We start from the raw sequence: 18,841 nt of genomic DNA on the forward strand, positions 1-18,841 counted from the left end.
CAACTACTTTTGTTGTCCGGAGGCATTGTTTTATCAATTATAATTCTAATATCATCATTATGCGCATTTTATCTTATTTTTTGTTCGTATTCGCTTTTGTTGCGTGTGCGGAAACACCAAGGGAAGAGCCATTGTCTTTATGGTATGATCGCCCGGCGGAGAACTGGAATGAAGCCTTGCCCATAGGGAACGGTCATGCAGGTGCTATGGTGTTCGGAGGTGTGGACTCGGAACAGTTACAGTTGAATGAAAATACTTTATACAGTGGAGAGCCTTCGGTCATCTTCAAAGATATAAAGGTCACCCCGGAGATGTTCGACAAAGTGGTGGGGTTGATGAAAAAAGAAAAATATAAAGAAGCAACCGACCTGGTATGTGAAAACTGGCTGGGACGTTTGCATCAGTATTACCAACCTTTTGCCGATCTTCATATTAAGAACAATAAATCCGGTGAAGTCAGCGGATACAAGCGCGACCTGAATATATCGGATGCCATAGCCGGTACGCGTTATGTGCAGAACGGCATAGCATATGAGCGCGAGGTCTTTGCGTCGAATCCGGAGAATGTAATTGTTGTCCGCCTGAAAAGTAATAAGCCGGACGGGATTGATATTTCCCTCAATTTCACATCGGAGCATCCGACTGCTGTACAAAAAAGCAAGAACGACCGTCTGGCCGTACAAGGCAAGGCTCCCGGATATGTGGAACGTCGCACGTTCGAACAGATGGAAAGCTGGGGCGACCAGCATAAACATCCGGAGCTGTACGATGAGAAAGGCAACCGGAAGTTTGATAAACGTGTATTATACGGTGAAGAGATAGACAACAAAGGAATGTTGTTTGAGGCACAGATCAAGCCTGTTTTACCTTCAGGCGGTACTTGCGAAATCACAGATTCAGGTATACATGTTAGCGGAACGGATGAAGTTTATTTCGTCATGAGTCTGGCTACCAGCTATAACGGTTACGATAAAAGTCCGAGCCTGGAAGGTATAGACCCGGCTCAGAAAGCTGCCGGTATATTGGATAAGGCTGTTGCCTATGATTACAAAGAGTTGAAAAAGAGACATCTGGATGATTACCGGAATTTGTTCGACCGGGTAAAACTGAAGCTGGTATCAGACCAGGAACAACTGGCTTTACCTACCGACGAACGTATTATCCGTTTTGATGAAAAGGCTGACCCGGCTCTGTCCGCCTTACTGTTCCAGTATGGTCGTTATCTGATGATTAGCGGTTCGCGTCCCGGCGGCCAGCCGTTGAACTTACAGGGAATCTGGAATAAGGAAGTCGTTCCGCCTTGGAACTGCGGATATACTATGAATATCAATCTGGAAATGAATTATTGGATGGCAGAGACTGCTAATCTGTCGGAATGTCAGGAACCCTTATTTACTCTGATTAAGGAACTGTCGGAAACCGGAGCAGAGACTGCCCGCGACATGTACGGTCGTCGGGGTTGGGTGGCTCATCATAACACTTCCCTCTGGCGCGAATCCCTGCCGAACGACAATGTCCCTTCCGCCTCTTTCTGGCCGATGGTACAGGGATGGTTATGCAGCCATTTGTGGGAGCATTACCTGTATTCCGGTGATAAGGAATTTTTGAAAAATACGGCTTACCCGTTGACGAAAGGTGCTGCCGAGTTCTTTGCCGACTGGTTGATCGACGATGGAAAAGGCCGTCTGGTTACTCCCGTCGGTGTCTCTCCGGAGAACTGGTTTATTACTCCCGGCGGCGAAAGAACCGCTTTGAGTATGGGCCCGACGATGGATATGGCGATTATTCGTGAAACATTCGAGCGGACCATCCAAATGTCTGAAATGTTTAACCAGGATACCGATTTCCGCAAAGAACTGGAAGATAAACTGGCTAAACTGCTTCCTTATCAGATAGGTAGCCGCGGCCAGTTGCAGGAATGGATGTACGACTTTAAAGAGCAGGACCCGCAACACCGCCATTTATCTCATCTGTACGGTTTCTATCCGGGCGACCAAATCACACCGGATAAAACGCCTGAGTTGTTTAAGGCTGTAGAACAGACATTGAACTTGCGTGGCGACGCAGCTACCGGTTGGTCAATGGGCTGGAAGATTAACTGTTGGGCCCGTCTGCTGGATGGCAATCATGCCTATGAAATTATCAGGAACTTATTCAATCCGGTTCAGTTTGGGCCGAAGAAAAGAAACGGCGGAGGTTTATACAGTAATTTGCTGGATGCTTGTCCGCCTTTCCAGATCGACGGTAACTTCGGATATGCTGCCGGTGTAGCCGAGATGTTGATGCAGAGCCATGCCGGATTTATCCAGTTATTGCCGGCCTTGCCTGATGTATGGGGCGAGGGGGCCGTATCCGGCTGAAGGCACGTGGCAATTTCGAAATAGCGATGCAATGGAAACAAGGCAGTCTCTCAGAGGCGACCCTCCTTTCCAATAAAGGAAACGAATGCCGTTTGCGGACAGCTGTCCCGGTAACAATCAGGCAAGGAAGCAAGGAGATCGCATCGTCTTCTCCGGTAACTTCCAACGGGAAGGAATATTTCGAAACAGTATTTGCGACTACTGCGGGAACAAGCTACCGGGTAATTCCGGTTACGCCTTGATGTAATTCTTAAGCTCCGGTAAGTAACTCTATTTATCTGCTTATGTAATCTGTTGCCGACGCTGTCGGCAATATTGTTGACACTGTCGAAAGCTTTGCCGACACTGTCGAAAGCTTTGCCGACACTGTCGTTTATTTAGCCGACAGCGTCGGCAACAGATTACATAGGCAATCAAGTAATAAAACATCCTGTTTAATAAAGATTTATCTTCGGATGGCAATAAATATAAAGCACATAACATAAAACAGATCTTTTATGAATAAGAAATTAACCTTATTAAGTACGGCCATGCTTTCAGCAACCAGCCTGTTTGCCGCCGACAAGAATCCCAACATCATCCTGATACTGGCGGATGACATGCGCGGAACAGCAATGGATTTCCTGGGTGTCGAGGACATACACACTCCCAATCTGGATAAACTGGCTGCCGAGAGTACCGTCTTTACGAACGCTCATATCATGGGCGGAACCTCCGGTGCCGTTAGTATGCCGAGCCGTGCCATGCTGATGACCGGTAAATATCTTTACACCCTGGAAAAGCAGGGGGCAACCGTTCCGGAAGACCATAAACTGATCGGTGAAACATTGCAGCAGTCCGGTTATAATTCCTTCCATACCGGCAAATGGCATAACGGCTATCAGGCAATGAACCGTTGTTTCAATGATGGTAAAGGAATCTACTTCGGTGGTATGTGGGACCACTGGAACGTACCGCTCTACGACTACAATGCCGACTGCGATTATAGCAATAAACGCCCTGTCGTAAAAGATTGTGCAAAAAGCAATGTCATTACGTATGAAAAAGGCGAATATATGCTCTCCGGCAAACACTCGGTGGATATCTTTACCGAAGATGCCGTCGAATATATCGAAAAACAAAAGGAAGCCGGCAAACCCTTCTTCCTCTCCGTTGCCTATATGTCGCCGCACGACCCGCGTACCATGCCGGACGAATACATGCGCCAGTACGACTTCGACAAAATCCAGTTGCCGCCGAACTATATGGATAAGCATCCGTTCGACAACGGCGAACTGGTGATCCGTGACGAGGTACTCGCCGCTATTCCCCGTGTGCCGGACGAAATCAAGAAGCATATCATGGAATACTACGCCATGGTCACCCATGTGGACCGCCGTGTGGGCGATATCGTGAAAGCCTTGAAAGAAACGGGCGAATATGAAAATACAATCATCGTCTTTGCCGGCGATAACGGATTGGCAGTCGGACAACACGGTCTGATGGGTAAGCAGAATGTGTATGAACATAGTGTCCGTGTTCCTCTGATGATTAAACAGGCAGGCAAAGACGTCAAAGGACAGAGGAGCGATAAGCTGTGTTACCTGATCGACGTTTTCCCGACTTTGTGCGAGATGGTCGGTGCGAACATCCCTTCTTCGGTAGACGGTGTGAGCCTTGTCCCCGCCATCAAAGAAGACAAGCCGGTGCGCGATTATCTCTATTACAGCTATATGGATAACCAACGTGCCGTATCCGATGGCGAATGGAAGCTGTGCGAATATAATGTAAAAGGCGTGCGTACCACCCAACTGTTCAATCTGAAGGCCGACCTTTGGGAGATGAATAACCTGGCAGGAGAAAAGAAACATGCCAAACTGATTAAGAAGCTGCGCAACCAAATGACTTTGGAGCAGGAGAAAACGAAAGACAATTCGTCTTTCTGGAACGGATTTGTATTCTAAAATTACTATCTTTGCGGCTGTTTGAATAAAATAAAGAATTTAGAAATGGAAACAGTAGTAAGTGGCATCAGGCCAACAGGTAATTTGCATCTGGGGAATTACTTCGGAGCAGTAAAGAGTTTTCTGCAAATGCAGAATGAGTATAATTGCTTTTTCTTTATTGCAGACTGGCACTCCCTGACTACGCATCCGCGTCCGGAAAATATCCGTAACAGCGCGAAGACAATCCTGGCTGAATATCTGCCTGCGGCATCGATCCCGAAAAGGCGACTATCTATATACAGAGCGACGTGCGTGAAGTGGCAGAGTTGTATCTCTACCTCAATATGAATGCTGGTATCGGTGAATTGATGCGTACGACTTCTTTCAAGGATAAGGCGCGTCAGATGCTTCATATCGACCGTGTAAATACGGCGGAAGGTGACGTGGAAAAAGAAATCTTCAACGAAGGAAACCGTCATAGCGTAAGTGCAGGCTTGCTGACTTACCCGACTTTGATGGCCGGTGATATCATCATCCACAAAGCCGTGAAAGTGCCGGTAGGGAAAGACCAGGAACAGAATATGGAGATGGCCCGTCGTTTTGCCCGCCGCTTCAATTCAACGTTTGAAGTCGATTTCTTCCCCGAACCAGCATCATTCCACCTGACAGAGAAGGCAGTAAAAGTGCCCGGCCTGGACGGTTCCGGTAAGATGGGTAAGAGCGAAGGCAATGCCATCTATCTGATCGACGATGAAAAAGCAATCAAGAAAAAGGTCATGAAGGCAGTTACCGATGCCGGTCCTACGGAACCGAACAGTGTGAAGCCCGAGCCGATTGCTAACTTGTTTGCCATGATGGATATCGTTTCAACGAAAGATACATACGATTTCTTCAACGAAAAGTACAACAACTGCGAAATTCGTTACGGCGATTTGAAGAAGCAGCTGGCAGAAGATATCAACAACTTCTGTGCACCGATCCGCGAAAAGATTATCGACATCCGCTCCAACGAGGAATACATGGAGAAAGTAGCCCGCATGGGAGCCGAAAAAGCCCGCGAAAGCGCCGCTAAAACATTAGCGGAAGTTCGTGAAATTATCGGGTTCCGGCCGTATTGATTTCAGGATAGTTTAGGAGAAAAAAAAGAGAGGCACGCAGAGATCTATTCTGTGTGCCTTTATAATATGGTGAAACCTCCTAATAAGTCTTCAACTTGTTCTTTTAGTTTCGGCAGATTTTTGTTAACAACTCCCCAGATAATGACGTTGTCGACTTTATCATAGCCATGGATTACAAAGTTACGCAAGTCAACAATCTTTCTGGCGTCATCTATCTGAATGTCGGGTTCCATATCTAATATGTGCTTTGCAGCTTCACCGATAATTTCCAGTTCCCGTTCTACTGCTCTACGCAATAGTTTGTTTTGTTCATAAGCGAAGAAATCTCTTTTCTCACCCAGATACTCCTCGATCGATGAGATCGATTGTTGTATATCATATAGATATTTCTGAATACTACGCGCCATAAAGAAGCTGTTTTGTCTGTTCTACATCGGCAATAAAGAATGGGTTTGAGAGTGAACGATGAGTGACAAGATCGATTTTCCTTCGAAACAACTCTGTTAGTTTATTATGTAAAAGAAAATAATTATCGGTATATTCTTCAATAGAAATATCCGGCTCGAACTCTATCAGTAGGTCGATATCGCTTTTTTCGGTAAATCGGGGTGTATTTACCGAACCAAAAGCATAAAGGCTTTTTACTTTATACCGCCGACAAAGCTCCTTTAGAGCTTCCAGTTTATTGTGTAAAATGTGGTTCATACTACCTCCTGTCTTTTTTGTTACACAACAAAGATAACAATCTTGCAATAAATCGTGCTGGATTTGATAATAGATTAACTATCCTTTAGTCCATAATTTCTTAAATATGTGATAAAGATGTTGAAATTATATCTGACTATCAAGAAATCTGCTTTACTTTGTGGTGAATAGTTACAGATAGCAAACGTATGGCAATCATTTCCAGCGGAGAGTTTGAACAGTATTTCAGGGATTTGTATAAACCTCTGTGCTTGTTTGCGCTTCGTTTCACTGAACGGTTAGATGATGCGGAGGATATTGTACAGCAAGCCTTTGCCGATGTATGGGATAAGAATATCAATAATGTGTTGATTGAGAATCTTAAATCCTATATGTATCAGGCGGTACGCAACCGTTCCCTGTCGCTGGTGACTCAGCCGGTCGAATTGCAGACTACCGACCAGTTTCCGGATATGGAAGACGTGTCGGAAGAAGAGCAGATGTATAATGCCGAACGTGATGCCCGACTGTGGAATGCCATCGACGGTTTACCTCCCGAACGCAAAAAAATCTTTTTACTTTCCAAACGCGACGGCCTGAAGTACCAGGAGATCGCGGAAGAACTGAATATCTCAATCAAGACGGTTGAGAATCAGATGGGTAAGGCTTTGAAAGCGTTGCGGGAAACAGCTGTGCGTATCTATAATTTTCTCTTGGGGCTGGCGTGACCTGAGAAAAAAGTTTTATCCGGAGTAGGGGTTTTTTCCATTAACTCTGTCTTAGAGACAAAAGGTATTACAAATTTTTGTTTCACTAAGAATGAGAGAAATGATGATGAAGAAGATTACATCTTGCGTGATGTTGATGATGATGTTGATGTGTGTGACGGAGGTTAGTGCACAATGGTCTGTAACTCCTGAGGCCGGAATGAATGTGACGAAGTACAAGGATTCGCCTGCTGCTGTAGGTTTTAAAGCCGGTGCGGCTGTGAGTTATACTTTTGGTTCAGGATTGTTTTCACTTCAATCCGGCCTGTATTATGTACAACGGGGGACGGGGAAAGGCTTTTATGGAGCAGCTTATGGTAAAACCATGGACAAAGATGGGAAAGAGGTTGATTATTTCCTGAATTTTGCTCCGGGATATTTGGAAAGTTTTGGTTATGGGAACTTTACCGGTTATGGCGGATATGGTTATTACGGAAATGGAGGAATAAATTTTCCTTTGGATATGCGGGTAGAAGGTATCCGTTTGAACGAAGGAAGTATTCGGAGAGATTATTTACAGTTGCCCATTTTAGCCCGTTTTAACTGGAAGATCGGTGAAGATGTAAGATTGCATATAGCAGCCGGTCCTTATTTAGCTTATGGGATCGGAGGTAAGAAGCAGTATTCGTTAATGGAAATATCAGAAAAAGGTTTTTCGACGACCTCTGATTCCTGGAATCCGTTTGGAAAAAACAGTAGTTATGAACGTTTCGACTGGGGACTTATGTTGAATGCCGGTATTGAGGTAAAACGCTTTACGTTTAATGCCACTTATGATATGGGATTGGGTAAAGAGTATAAATATGATGATATAGGATTGAAATATCATACTGTAAGTTTTACGATAGGATATAGATTTTAGAGAATGAAATAAAATATGAACAACGAGCAGGAACATAAACTGGAACAACGCATTCGTTTCGTAGCGAAACACTACGAGGAAGGACGTTTGGATACTGATAAGGCTTGGCAAAAGTTTGCCGGCAAGCATCAGGTGCGCCGTACGGTCTCTTTCCGTCGCTACTGGATGGCGGCTGCGTCGGTGTTGTTGCTGCTCATTGGTTTTGGTACCTATTTTATAACCGAACGTAATTCGCCCGAATGGGTTGCTGTTACGACCGAACCGGGACAAATTATGGAAGTTTACCTGCCCGACAGCACATTGATTTCGATGGCTGGTAATTCTTCCATCCGATATGATAAAAAAGCTTACGGAAAGGAACGGCGTGTAGTGGAGATGAAAGGAAAAGCCTTTTTCCAAGTGACGCGGAATGAAGCACGCCCCTTCTCTGTATATACTGAACGGACGGAAGTCACCGTGCTCGGCACCAGTTTTCAGATAGATGAACAGCCGGAAGGGACGGATGTGGATGTGATGACCGGTAAAGTCAGCTTTGGCGTTACCGGCAGTGAAACGGACAAAGTGATATTAACCGCCGGAATGTCGGCCTCCTATTCTATGGAAAGTAAAGGGATCACGATACTGGAAGAAGAAGACCTTAATACCCTGTCGTGGAAAACCCGGCAGTTGCGCTTCAATGACACCCCGTTGGAGAAGGTGGTCAGCGATCTGAGTGAATATTATCAGGTGAATATAATCAATAAAGCAGAAACCCCGAATCTGAAACTGACGGCCACTTTCAATGATCTTCCGCTGGAAGATGTTTTATTGGTTATCAACCAGACACTCGATACTCGTCTGGCTCCTGACACCAATAAATAAGTAATCTATGGAACGTATATGGATATTGCTGACAGGGCTTCTTATGCTTTTCTCCCAGGTAAAAGCCAGGGAAGAAGCCTTTGTTGTCGATCTTCCGGTGGAACCGACGCCTACGGTTACGATGGACAAACGACAGGTCCCTTTGTTGGAAATCTTACAGGAACTGGAAAAGCAAACCGGAATCTTTTTCTCCTATGAATCGTCTCTGCTGGATGAGTTTCCGAAAATCTCATTCAAGGCACAGGACGAATCGCTTTCCTATTGCCTGAGAAGATTATTTTCCACCTTGCCTCTTACTTACCGACAGACAGGGCAGATCGTGATACTGAAACGGAAACCGCGGCTGTATACGATCAGTGGTTTTGTCCGCGATTCGGTGTCGTATGAGAGTCTGATCAATGCCAATGTCTTTGAACGTAAATCCCGAACCGGTACGACTACCAATAATTATGGTTTTTACAGTATCACGCTTCCACCCGGAAAAGTAACCTTGCGGGCCTCTTATGTCGGATACGAAGCGAAAGAGGTTACATTTGAATTGTCTTGCGATACATTGATAGATATACCTTTGCTTTCGTCGAGGGCATTGGGCGAAGTGGTCGTGGAGGGGCTGAATCCCCGATCGGAGGTATTAAGCACACGAACCGGGGTTGTGGAGGTGCCTGCCCAGCGCATCAAGTCGATGCCTGCCCTGCTGGGGGAGACGGATGTGGTGAAAACCCTGCAACGACTGCCCGGTGTTGCAGTGGGGACCGAAGGGATGACCGGACTTCATGTCCGGGGAGGTGATGCGGATGGGAACCTCTTTTTGCTGGATGGCAATCCGGTTTATCACACCAACCATCTGCTCGGTTTCTTTTCCGCCTTTAACCCGGATGCCGTCAAAAATGCAACATTTTATAAAGGAAGCTTTCCTGCCGAATATGGGGGAAGGCTTTCGTCCGTAGTAGACGTAAGGACCAACGATGGCGACCGGTATGAATATCATGGTAATCTCTCGATTGGTCTGCTGGCTTTGCGGGGCAACCTGGAAGGTCCTATCGTAAAAGGGAAATCCTCTTTCAATGTGTCTGTCAGGCGTACCTGGATGGAGCTGATTACCTGGCCTTTGCTGAAAGCTCTCAACAGCGGGGAAGAGAAGAAGATCAGGGGTGGTTATCATTTCTTCGATATGAATGCGAAAGTAAACCACTCCTTTAGTGACCGGACACGTGGTTATATGAGTTTTTATATGGGAAGCGACAGTTATCTGAACGGAGAGGAGAAAGACGAAGAAGATCGTGTAGGTAAAGATTTCCGTTGGCGCTGGGGAAACCTGATCGGTTCGGCCGGGATCAGCCATGTGTTCAGTAATAAATTGTTTGCTACGTTTACGGCAGGCTATACGCGTTATCGTTCGCATATCCAGCAGGATAAGGAAGGGTATACTTTATCGCCCAATCGGAAGGACCGGCAGTTATTCAGCCAGGAAAACCATTACCGTTCGGCGATGGAAGATGTCAGTCTGCGTGCGTCTTTCGATTATCGTCTGCATGAGAAACATCGTCTGAAGTTCGGGGGAGACTATCTTTTCCATAATTTCCGTCCGGAGCAGAATACGATGAAGAGTTTATATAAAGATTCTGTCAAATCGCAGAAGACCAATACGGTCTATGCAAACTCGCTGATCCGCGGTCACGAAGTGTCTCTGTTTGCGGAAGAAGAGATGCATGTGATAGAGCGCCTGACGGCTAATGTCGGTTTGCGTGCAACGACCTTTCATGTGCAGGGGGAGACTTATTTCTCTTTGCAACCCCGTTTATCCGCCCGTTATTTGCTGGCGCGTAATTTTTCGGCAAAACTGTCGTATTCGAAAATGAACCAGTATATCCATTTGCTTTCCAATTCTTATATCAGCCAGCCTACGGATATTTGGGTGCCCGTTACCCGTAATATCAGGCCGATGAATGCCCACCAGTTTACAGCTGGTCTTTATTATACATTACACAGGCAGTATAATTTTTCTGTGGAAGGATATTTCAAGCGAATGAATAATTTGATAGAATATAAAGACCGCATTCCGGTCGGTACGGATTATTCTAACTGGGAAGAGCGGGTTGGTATGGGATATGGTCGTGCGTATGGCATGGAGTTGATGGCCCAGAAAAAGTCCGGACGCCTTTCCGGCTGGATCGGTTATACGTTGTCCTGGTCTGACCGCCGGTTTCCGGACGGTAGTGTGAACAAAGGGCGCCGTTTCCCATCCAAATATGATAATCGCCATAAGGTTGATCTGGTGGCAACCTATAAAATTTCCCGTAAAGTAGAGTTGACTGCCGCCTGGATGTTTGCCTCTGGTAATCATATTACTATCATGGATCAGATCTATCATGGAGGAACCGGGCAGACCGACCATGGCTATATGCAGGGAGAAGACGTTATACTAAAGGAGGGCGAAGGTGTCGCTTATGCTGCCAGTTCGCGTAATAACTATCAGCTATCGCCCTATCACCGTCTCGACCTGGGGATGAATTTCTATCGTTATAAAAAGAAAGGACGTCTGGGTGTTTGGAATCTGAGCCTTTGCAATGCGTATCTCCATCCGAATCCGTTTTCTGTGAGAACTCATTATATGGACGATGAGACAGGAAAGAAAAATATATATCTGGAACAATCCATCCTGTTTCTGTTCCTGCCTTCTGTGTCTTATACTTATAAATTCTGATCGTTATGAAAAAGATATTATTACTCCCGCTGTCTCTGTTGTTATTATTCATATGCCTTTCGTGTACACGCGATGTGATATTAAAACTTGACCCTGCACCTCCGGTGTTGGTTCTGAATGCATCCGTAACGCCGGAACGGGAAGTGGCGGCTTTTTTGTCAAAAAGCTGGTTTTTGCTGGATAGTGTTCCGGAATATGATCTACCGGATGAAGGAGTGAAGGTTGACGTTTACGTGAATGATGCTTTTCGGGGAACTATGCAGCGATCCGACGATCCGGCCGATAACATGGCATATAAAGGGCAGTTCAGACTACCGGGTTACCACGTACAGGCAGGTGATAAAGTGCGGCTTGAAGCTCAGGCTCCGGGATTTGATCCGGTAAAGGGTGAAACCATTATTCCTTCTAAAACAGATATATTATCACTCGATACAGCCAGTGTGATTACCTCTGATTATAGTTCGGCGCGTACCCGGGTATATCTGACGTTAAAAGATGATCCTTCTGTCCGGAATTATTATCGTTTGGTGGTGGAACGTCTGGTCGAATATCGTAAAGGGGATAAGGTGATGTGGGTAAGTTCATTTAACGATAATTGGGGAGACTCTGTAATTTCCGGTGACAGTGTAGAGGTCGTAATTGTATCTTATGACTTCAGGCTGGTTTATGATGATCCTGCATTTCAGCAAGGCATTCCATCTCCGCTTTGGAGGAGTATGACGGGACTTATTGCTGGGGTGTTTTATCCGATGAGATGTTTGATGGGAAAGAGTATACGTTGACCAGTTCCTTTTTTACAGAAAGTTCTTTTAAGAATGATTCGATAGAAGCTATTGTACATTATGATATCCATCTGATGTCTATTTCGGAAGCTTATTATAACTATCTGAAAAAGATTCGCGGTTTCTCTATCTCTTTGGGGGATGCTTTTCTGGATGGTTTGCTGGAACCGACTGCCATTTATTCGAATGTAACTGACGGTTTCGGAGTAGTAACAGGTTATCAGATTTCCACACGTCGCCTTACAATGCCTTTCGGTGATCGGACGCACGTGTGGTACTAGGCTGTATCCATCTGATTGAGATTTTTTAGATCTTCGAACTATGTAATTTTTTATAGATCTCGATACGGGCTTCTCTCTCTGCCTGTGTCAGACTGGCCGGCAATTCAATAGTTGTTCGCGGACCTACTGAAACGAGTATTACCTCGCCAATGCTTTTTTTATACTCTTTCAGTGAATTTTCAATTAATTGATTGGCCTGATTCCTGTCTGACCGCATGTTGATTTCCCTTTTCATACTTTTGTCTATTTAATATTAAGTGATATCGTCTTCCGGGTTTTTATTCTCCGGTTCGTTCTCCAAAGATATATTGATCGCATTCATTCCTTTCAAACCACGTTCCAGGTCGAATGTAACAATATCACCTTCTTCAACCTTTGAAAGTAAATTGTTTACGTGGAAAAAGTATCTTTCACCTCTTACCAGTTCTTTGATAAAACCGAATCCTTTGGATGTGTTGAAGAAATCGACTTTACCTTTTAAAACGACCGGTTCCTCTTTTTCCTTTTTAGGTACCGAGATCAGTATTTCTTCCTGATTGATCTCTTCTTTTTTGAGATTCTCAGCCGGTGGGGTTGATGAAATAACGCCATTCTCATCGACATAAGCAATCATATCCTCGAAACTGCTTGCCTTGCCGGATAACTTCTTTTCTTCTTTCTTCTTTTGCTTTTCTGCTCGTTTAGCGAGTCTTTTCTTTTCATTTTCACGTTTGTCAACTGTCATTGATCTTGCCATATAACTTTTTTTATAAGATAAATACTAAGTGGAGTGAGGAGTATAATTAAAGGAGAGACCTGCTTAAAATGATAAGGAGAACTGTGCAATAATGATTTATATCTCTAACTCTTCTACAAAGATAAGCAAAAAAGGGGAATATTCCTAGGTTTAATTTTTTTTTGTCTTACCCGATAGGGGTATTTCCTGAAAATCTGTCTTAAAAACAGATATCAACAAATAACAAGATGAAGAAAGTATACCCTGCAAAACAATTTGCCCGTGTTACCTTGGTAGTAATGATGATGATTTTTAGTTTGTCCGGCCTTCAGGCACAGACAAATAGAGTGGATGAAACACGGATGGTTACGTTGAACATGCAAAAGGCCTCTGTTCGGGAAATCCTGGACGAAATCCAGAAGCAAACCGGAGTAACCTTTTCTTACGAATCATCTTTGTTGAGTGGACTTCAGAAAACAACGTTCCGTGCGGATGATGAAGCACTGACGGATTGCCTGACGCGTTTGTTCGCGAATCTTCCGGTAGTGTACAAGATGACAGGAAACGTAGTGGTTCTGAAGCGTAAACCCAAGCAGGTAACGGTCAGTGGTTTTGTGCGTGATAAAAGATCCGCCGAATCTCTGATCGGGGCCTCGGTTTATGAAGCCCATAGTCGTGTGGGAACAGCTTCCAATAATTTTGGTTTTTTCAGTTTGACATTGCCACCAGGGGATATTACAATTCGTTCTTCTTATATTGGTTATACCAGTCATCAGCATATTCTTAACGGACTTGAGCGCGATACAGTGCTTACTATCGAACTGGAGCCTTCGGCTTCGTTGGAGGAAGTTGTCATAACCGGACAAAGTAATGATAAGCAATCTGTGTTAAGTACCCAGATGGGAGCGTTGGAAATTAATCAGCAAACGATCCGCTCTACTCCCGTAATGTTTGGGGAGGCTGATATTATCAAGACTTTGCAGTTGACGCCAGGCGTGTCGGCCGGTACGGAAGGAACGGCAGGAATGTATGTCCGTGGCGGTAATGTGGATGAAAACTTATTCCTGATCGATGGTAACCCGGTGTATCAGATCAATCATATCGGCGGTATCTTCTCGGCATTTAATCCGGAAGCGATCAGCGGTATGGATTTCTTCAAATCCGGTTTCCCCTCGCGTTATGGCGGACGACTTTCGTCTGTAGTGGATGTGCATACAAAAGAGGGTAATATGAAGGAATATCACGGTAGTGCTTCAATTGGCTTGATTTCCGGTAATCTAAATTTTGAAGGGCCTATCATAAAAGACCGTACTTCTTTTAATATCGGTTTGCGGCGTACCTGGCTGGATGTACTTTCAGCTCCGGCTGTAGCTATCGCCAATAAGATAACGAAGAAGGATGGAACACGTCTGCGGGCCCGTTACGCTTTTCATGATCTGAACTTGAAGGTGAATCATATATTTAACGACCGTAGCCGCATGTATCTGAGTCTTTACAATGGTAATGATGTGTTGAAAGGAGGAAGTACAGATTTCCCGGATCAAGATAGTGACAATAATTATAATTATGATTCCGATGTATCCCTCCGTTGGGGGAATATCATGGCTACTGCCGGTTGGACTTATGTGTTTAATAACCGTTTGTTTGGTAAAGTGTCAGGTGTTTTTACCCGTTATCATTCCAGATTGAGGAATACAGAACACGATGTGGTAGGAAACGAAGGAGATGAGGATTATTCTGATTCGTTTAGGGAGAATGAAACAAATACGGGTATTACGGATTTTGGGTTGCGCACTTCATTTGATTATCTGCCGGCATCTGCTCATCATATTCGTTTTGGAGGTGATTATCTGGTACACCGTTTTCATCCGGAATACAATCGTTCGGTAGCTTATGAAAAGAATGAAGAAACATCGGTCGAGATAGGACAGGAATTTGCAAACGATTTGTTGTGGGGGCATGAAGCCGGAGTCTATGCCGAAGATGACTGGACATTATCGTCTGCCGTAAGGTTGAATGCCGGATTGCGTTTCAGTCTTTTCAATGTGCAGGGAAAGACTTATACCGGACTGGAACCGCGGGTATCTCTTCGTTGGTTGCTGGATGATAATCTGAGTTTTAAAGCTTCTTATTCCCGGATGAATCAATATGTACATCTGATTAGTAATAGTTTTATCAGTTTACCGACCGATGCCTGGATGCCGGTTACACGAAAATTGAAACCGCTGATAAGTGACCAGGTCTCTGCCGGTTTCTACTACAATCTTAATAAAGAATATAATTTCTCTGTTGAAGGATATTATAAAACATTGGATAATCTGTTGGAATATCGTGACGGACATACCTTTACTCCTTCCTTTGTCAATTGGGAAGACAAACTGACGGCTGGTGAGGGACGTTCTTATGGAGCGGAATTTATGGTACGTAAAGAAACCGGTCGTACGACGGGTTGGGTGGGTTATGGCCTGTCCTGGTCCGACCGTCAGTTTGACGAACTGAATCAGGGAGCACGTTATCCGGCTCGTTTTGACAACCGGCATAAATTGAATATAGTGGTGATGCATAAGATATCTCCTAAAGTTGAACTTTCTGCTGCCTGGTCGTATGCTTCCGGAAATCATGTGACATTATCTTTGGAAAACTATTATGAAAATGGAACAGGTTCTCCAACGAATAATGATAACCATTATGTGGTTAATTCAGGTGAGTCAATAGATTATTACGAAGGACGAAATAATTATCAGTTGCCAGCCTATCATCGACTCGATTTAGGAATCAAGATATATCGTCCTAAAAAGAAAGGGCGGATGGGTATCTGGACAGTTAGCATATATAATGTCTATTCCCGCATGAATCCTTTTATGATTTATAAAAGTGATAAGACGATTCTTGATCCAGGCAGCCCTTACGGTAAGAATGTACCGGTCTTTAAAACTATTGGAATAATGCCTATTATTCCTTCTATTTCTTATACCTATAAATTTTAATGATTATGAGTATGCATATGAAACATATATTTCTTTTAGCTCTTCTTTTATTAGTTACTTCCTGTATGAAAGAGATTGATCTGGAGCATTTGCGTCCGGATCCTAAGCTTGTATTGAACTGTGTCATTATACAGGACAAACCGATAATTGCTTCCTTGTCACGTACTTGGTTTTACACGGAGGGCGGAGTTAACCATCTTATGGAAGGCGCGGATGTCAAGTTATACGTAAATGACCGTTTTGTAGAACAGTTATCATTTAATCTAAATGCGTATAATTATAATACATTTGGAGGCTATGTGGCTACTTATGTTCCGGTTGTCGGAGATAAAATACGTGTTGAAGCGGAAATGGAGGGGTATAAATCGGTTATGGCAGAAGATGTAATACCGGGTCCTCCTACATTACTTAATTTTGCTGTGGAAAATTATTTTAATCAGAGTTATTATTATCGTTATTTCCAGGAACGTTTGAAAGTTACATTCCGGGATGATCCATCTGCTGGAAACTGCTATCTTGTTCGTTTTGCCAGAGGCTATCCAGAGTATGATTATGTGGGGGATGATTGGGAGAAAACGAAGGTTTACAGGGGATCTTATAAATGGTATTCGCAGTCTGTTAATTTTGCATCTGAACCGATATTTGAAAATAAAATTACTATTCTGGATAAGGTAATGGGAAATGACTGGTTGTCTGGCGGACAAGGACGGCCTTTTTCGGATGAGTTGTTTAACGGGAAGGAATATACTATGAAGTTGGAAGGTGGTTATTCTTATTCACCTGAAAGTTCTGAGCCTATTATGCCGGATTCAATGAGGGTTTATTTATACGCTATATCTGAATCTTATTATAAATATATGTTAGCTTTGGCTTCTTTGAATGACGGATCATTGAATAACGACCTTGCGGATATTGGTCTTGCCGAACCGGTTCGTGTATTCAATAATATCGAAGGAGGAGTAGGCATATTGGGAACAGCTTGTGTGGATAGTCTCACTGTTGCTATTCCCAATAAAGTTTTGCCGGATAACGATTAGAGATCAGCGTTCTTTAATTTCAACTTTTGACACATCACCTTGTATTGTTTGTTCTTGTCAATCAACTCGTTGATCTTTGCTACAGAAGCGGCAGACCGGAGGCCGTCGGGCGGGGTATTCATACAATAATCGACTAGTACCTCTATTGTTGAAACCGCAACATGCATCCTTGTATCACTGGATGCATAATAATGATACCTTCCCATCTTCGTCGGCAATCCATCCGTTGGAGAACAAGACGTTGGAAACATCCCCGATTCGTTCTCCGCCACACGGAGCGAGAAAGTAGCCTCCGGGCTGTGCGATGACTTTGGTCGGATCTTCCAGCGATGTCATATACAGATAAAGTACGTAGCGCAATCCGGCAGCACATCCCCTGACTCCGTGGGCCAGATGTAACCAGCCCGCCGGAGTCTTGATAGGATGTGGTCCCTCCCCATTCTTGACCTCTTTGATTGTATGATAGTGGCGTTTGTCTATAATTTGTTCAGAGAGAATAGACGCGTTTGTTATATCATCGATCAGGCTCCAGCCTATGCCGCCACCGCTACCGGCATCGATAAAACCATCCTGCGGACGGGTATATAATGCATATTTCCCATCCACGAATTCCGGATGCAGCACAACATTGCGTTGCTGGCTTTTCGATATCAGATCGGGTAACCTTTCCCAGTCGATCAAATTTTTGGTACGGACAATCCCGGCTTTGGCCACAGCCGAAGACAGATCACCCGGAGCAGCTGCCCGGTCATGCCGTTCGCTGCAAAAGATACCGTATATCCACCCGTCTTCATGTGCCGTCAGGCGCATATCATACACGTTGGTTTCTTCCGGATCAATATCTGGAAGATTGACCGGACGTTCCCAAAACCGAAAATTATCTATGCCGTTCGGACTCTCGGCAATGGCGAAAAACGATTTTCGGTCGAATCCCTCTACGCGTACCATCAGCAGGTATTTACCGTTCCATTTGATGGCACCTGCATTCATACAGGCATTCACCCCGATGCGTTCCAGGCAATACGGGTTGGTTTCCGGATTCAGGTCGTAACGCCATTCGAGTGGCACATGCGATGCTGTTACGACAGGGTTCTTATAACGTGTAGCAATGCTGCGGGGAGCATCCAGAGGGACATTCTCTGCAGATAGAAGCATTTCATGCTGTATCTGCAACTTTTCGATCGTATCTGAGAAATTGATTTCCATTATCGTATTGTTCTTTATTTATCTATGTAATTTACCGGTATGCGGCAAAGTGTTCTGTTCTATTCGATCTCAGGACGGTCGCCTTCGCCACCATCGCCGGGAGTCGTATCTTCCGTTTCGGGTGAAAGTTCGATCCATTCCAGGTCGTCGCTGTCCACCAGGCACGACTGTAATTACCGCCTGCCATTTTCGTACGTTCCGGAATAAATTCAACGTGGACGGCTTTTACCTGTTTGGTGAAGTTGAAATCCTTCAAATCTTTTACGCCAGTCGTGTCGAGTACGTAACGGAAATATCCTAATCCTTTAATATGTACGCTCTTACCTTGCGACATACGGGTGTGCATTACGCCTGCGATGTCACCTAACACGGCCTGAACGTCCGAGTTACTTACTGTAGAAATCTTAGCCAAATCTTTGGCGATTGTTTCTGTTTCTACCGGTTTACCTTGCACGATGGCGCGAGGGTAATACACTTTCTGCTTTGAGTTGTACGCTTTCTTGTAGAATGGCATAGCTTTTTGTTTTTTTATTAATAAATATGTTAATTTCT

The 18,841-nt window shown here is 44.5% G+C and carries 15 protein-coding genes and 3 pseudogenes; 12 read left to right on the top strand and 6 right to left on the bottom strand.

Annotated elements, in window-relative coordinates; translation table 11 throughout:
- The first annotated feature begins 59 nt into the window (after window positions 1-59).
- The 4 genes and pseudogenes from DXA15_RS08910 (at window position 60) to trpS (ending at window position 5,403) form a co-directional block, all read left to right on the top strand.
- Window positions 60-2,360 carry a glycoside hydrolase N-terminal domain-containing protein gene (locus DXA15_RS08910; protein ID WP_233567025.1) on the top strand — a complete coding sequence of 767 codons (2,301 nt, stop codon included), beginning with the start codon at window positions 60-62 and terminating at the stop codon, window positions 2,358-2,360.
- A complete protein-coding gene (locus DXA15_RS26160) occupies window positions 2,333-2,602 on the top strand; it encodes a glycoside hydrolase family 95-like protein (protein WP_233567027.1) in 270 nt (89 codons plus the stop codon). Before DXA15_RS08910 ends, DXA15_RS26160 begins: the two co-directional genes overlap by 28 nt.
- A 255-nt stretch (window positions 2,603-2,857) precedes the next feature.
- Window positions 2,858-4,303 (top strand): sulfatase-like hydrolase/transferase, encoded by a 1,446-nt coding sequence (locus tag DXA15_RS08915; protein ID WP_128133808.1) that lies wholly within the window; start codon window positions 2,858-2,860, stop codon window positions 4,301-4,303.
- A 45-nt stretch (window positions 4,304-4,348) separates the two neighbouring features.
- Window positions 4,349-5,403 (top strand): annotated as a pseudogene (gene trpS, locus DXA15_RS08920) (tryptophan--tRNA ligase).
- A gap of 59 nt (window positions 5,404-5,462) precedes the next feature.
- Here trpS and DXA15_RS08925 read toward each other — a convergent pair.
- The gene (locus DXA15_RS08925; RefSeq protein WP_010801557.1) at window positions 5,463-5,810 is read right to left on the bottom strand and encodes a DUF86 domain-containing protein; all 348 of its coding nucleotides are present in this window, start codon (window positions 5,808-5,810) and stop codon (window positions 5,463-5,465) included.
- Complete coding sequence (locus tag DXA15_RS08930; RefSeq protein ID WP_007655564.1) at window positions 5,800-6,108, bottom strand: nucleotidyltransferase family protein; 309 nt, start codon at window positions 6,106-6,108, stop codon at window positions 5,800-5,802. Before DXA15_RS08930 ends, DXA15_RS08925 begins: the two co-directional genes overlap by 11 nt.
- A gap of 188 nt (window positions 6,109-6,296) precedes the next feature.
- On the opposite strand from DXA15_RS08930, the gene DXA15_RS08935 reads away from it, so the two are divergent.
- The 6 genes from DXA15_RS08935 to DXA15_RS27565 all read left to right on the top strand — a co-directional run bounded on the left by DXA15_RS08935 (window position 6,297) and on the right by DXA15_RS27565 (window position 12,344).
- A complete protein-coding gene (locus DXA15_RS08935) occupies window positions 6,297-6,815 on the top strand; it encodes an RNA polymerase sigma-70 factor (protein WP_128133809.1) in 519 nt (172 codons plus the stop codon).
- A gap of 100 nt (window positions 6,816-6,915) precedes the next feature.
- Window positions 6,916-7,716: a porin family protein gene (locus tag DXA15_RS08940; RefSeq protein ID WP_128133810.1), complete on the top strand. Its 801-nt coding sequence runs from the start codon at window positions 6,916-6,918 to the stop codon at window positions 7,714-7,716.
- Between the two features lie 15 nt (window positions 7,717-7,731).
- Window positions 7,732-8,577, top strand: a complete 846-nt coding sequence (locus DXA15_RS08945) for a FecR family protein (protein ID WP_128133811.1) — start codon at window positions 7,732-7,734, stop codon at window positions 8,575-8,577.
- Between the two features lie 7 nt (window positions 8,578-8,584).
- On the top strand, window positions 8,585-11,281 hold the full coding sequence (locus tag DXA15_RS08950; RefSeq protein ID WP_128133812.1) for a TonB-dependent receptor: 2,697 nt from the start codon (window positions 8,585-8,587) through the stop codon (window positions 11,279-11,281).
- 5 nt (window positions 11,282-11,286) lie between these two features.
- On the top strand, window positions 11,287-12,063 hold the full coding sequence (locus tag DXA15_RS08955) for a DUF4249 domain-containing protein (RefSeq protein ID WP_255419935.1): 777 nt from the start codon (window positions 11,287-11,289) through the stop codon (window positions 12,061-12,063).
- Window positions 12,036-12,344 carry a DUF4249 family protein gene (locus DXA15_RS27565; protein WP_255419936.1) on the top strand — a complete coding sequence of 103 codons (309 nt, stop codon included), beginning with the start codon at window positions 12,036-12,038 and terminating at the stop codon, window positions 12,342-12,344. Before DXA15_RS08955 ends, DXA15_RS27565 begins: the two co-directional genes overlap by 28 nt.
- Window positions 12,345-12,369: 25 nt before the next feature.
- Here the strand turns inward: DXA15_RS27565 and DXA15_RS08960 are convergent, their stop codons facing one another.
- Together DXA15_RS08960 and DXA15_RS08965 are read right to left on the bottom strand one after the other, a co-directional pair.
- Window positions 12,370-12,579, bottom strand: a complete 210-nt coding sequence (locus DXA15_RS08960; protein WP_007655555.1) for a hypothetical protein — start codon at window positions 12,577-12,579, stop codon at window positions 12,370-12,372.
- 18 nt (window positions 12,580-12,597) lie between these two features.
- Window positions 12,598-13,080, bottom strand: a complete 483-nt coding sequence (locus DXA15_RS08965) for a cold-shock protein (RefSeq protein WP_048316926.1) — start codon at window positions 13,078-13,080, stop codon at window positions 12,598-12,600.
- 284 nt (window positions 13,081-13,364) lie between these two features.
- On the opposite strand from DXA15_RS08965, the gene DXA15_RS08970 reads away from it, so the two are divergent.
- Window positions 13,365-16,046 (top strand): TonB-dependent receptor, encoded by a 2,682-nt coding sequence (locus DXA15_RS08970; RefSeq protein ID WP_233567035.1) that lies wholly within the window; start codon window positions 13,365-13,367, stop codon window positions 16,044-16,046.
- 17 nt (window positions 16,047-16,063) lie between these two features.
- Complete coding sequence (locus tag DXA15_RS08975; protein WP_233567029.1) at window positions 16,064-17,083, top strand: DUF4249 domain-containing protein; 1,020 nt, start codon at window positions 16,064-16,066, stop codon at window positions 17,081-17,083.
- Here DXA15_RS08975 and DXA15_RS08980 read toward each other — a convergent pair.
- Both DXA15_RS08980 and DXA15_RS08985 read right to left on the bottom strand, forming a co-directional pair.
- A pseudogene (locus DXA15_RS08980) lies at window positions 17,080-18,289 on the bottom strand (glycosidase). The gene DXA15_RS08975 and the pseudogene DXA15_RS08980 sit on opposite strands and share 4 nt — an antisense overlap.
- Window positions 18,290-18,348: 59 nt before the next feature.
- Window positions 18,349-18,803 (bottom strand): annotated as a pseudogene (locus DXA15_RS08985) (HU family DNA-binding protein).
- Window positions 18,804-18,841: the final 38 nt, after the last annotated feature.

This window comes from Parabacteroides sp. AM58-2XD (assembly GCF_003463685.1).
Classification (GTDB): domain Bacteria; phylum Bacteroidota; class Bacteroidia; order Bacteroidales; family Tannerellaceae; genus Parabacteroides; species Parabacteroides segnis.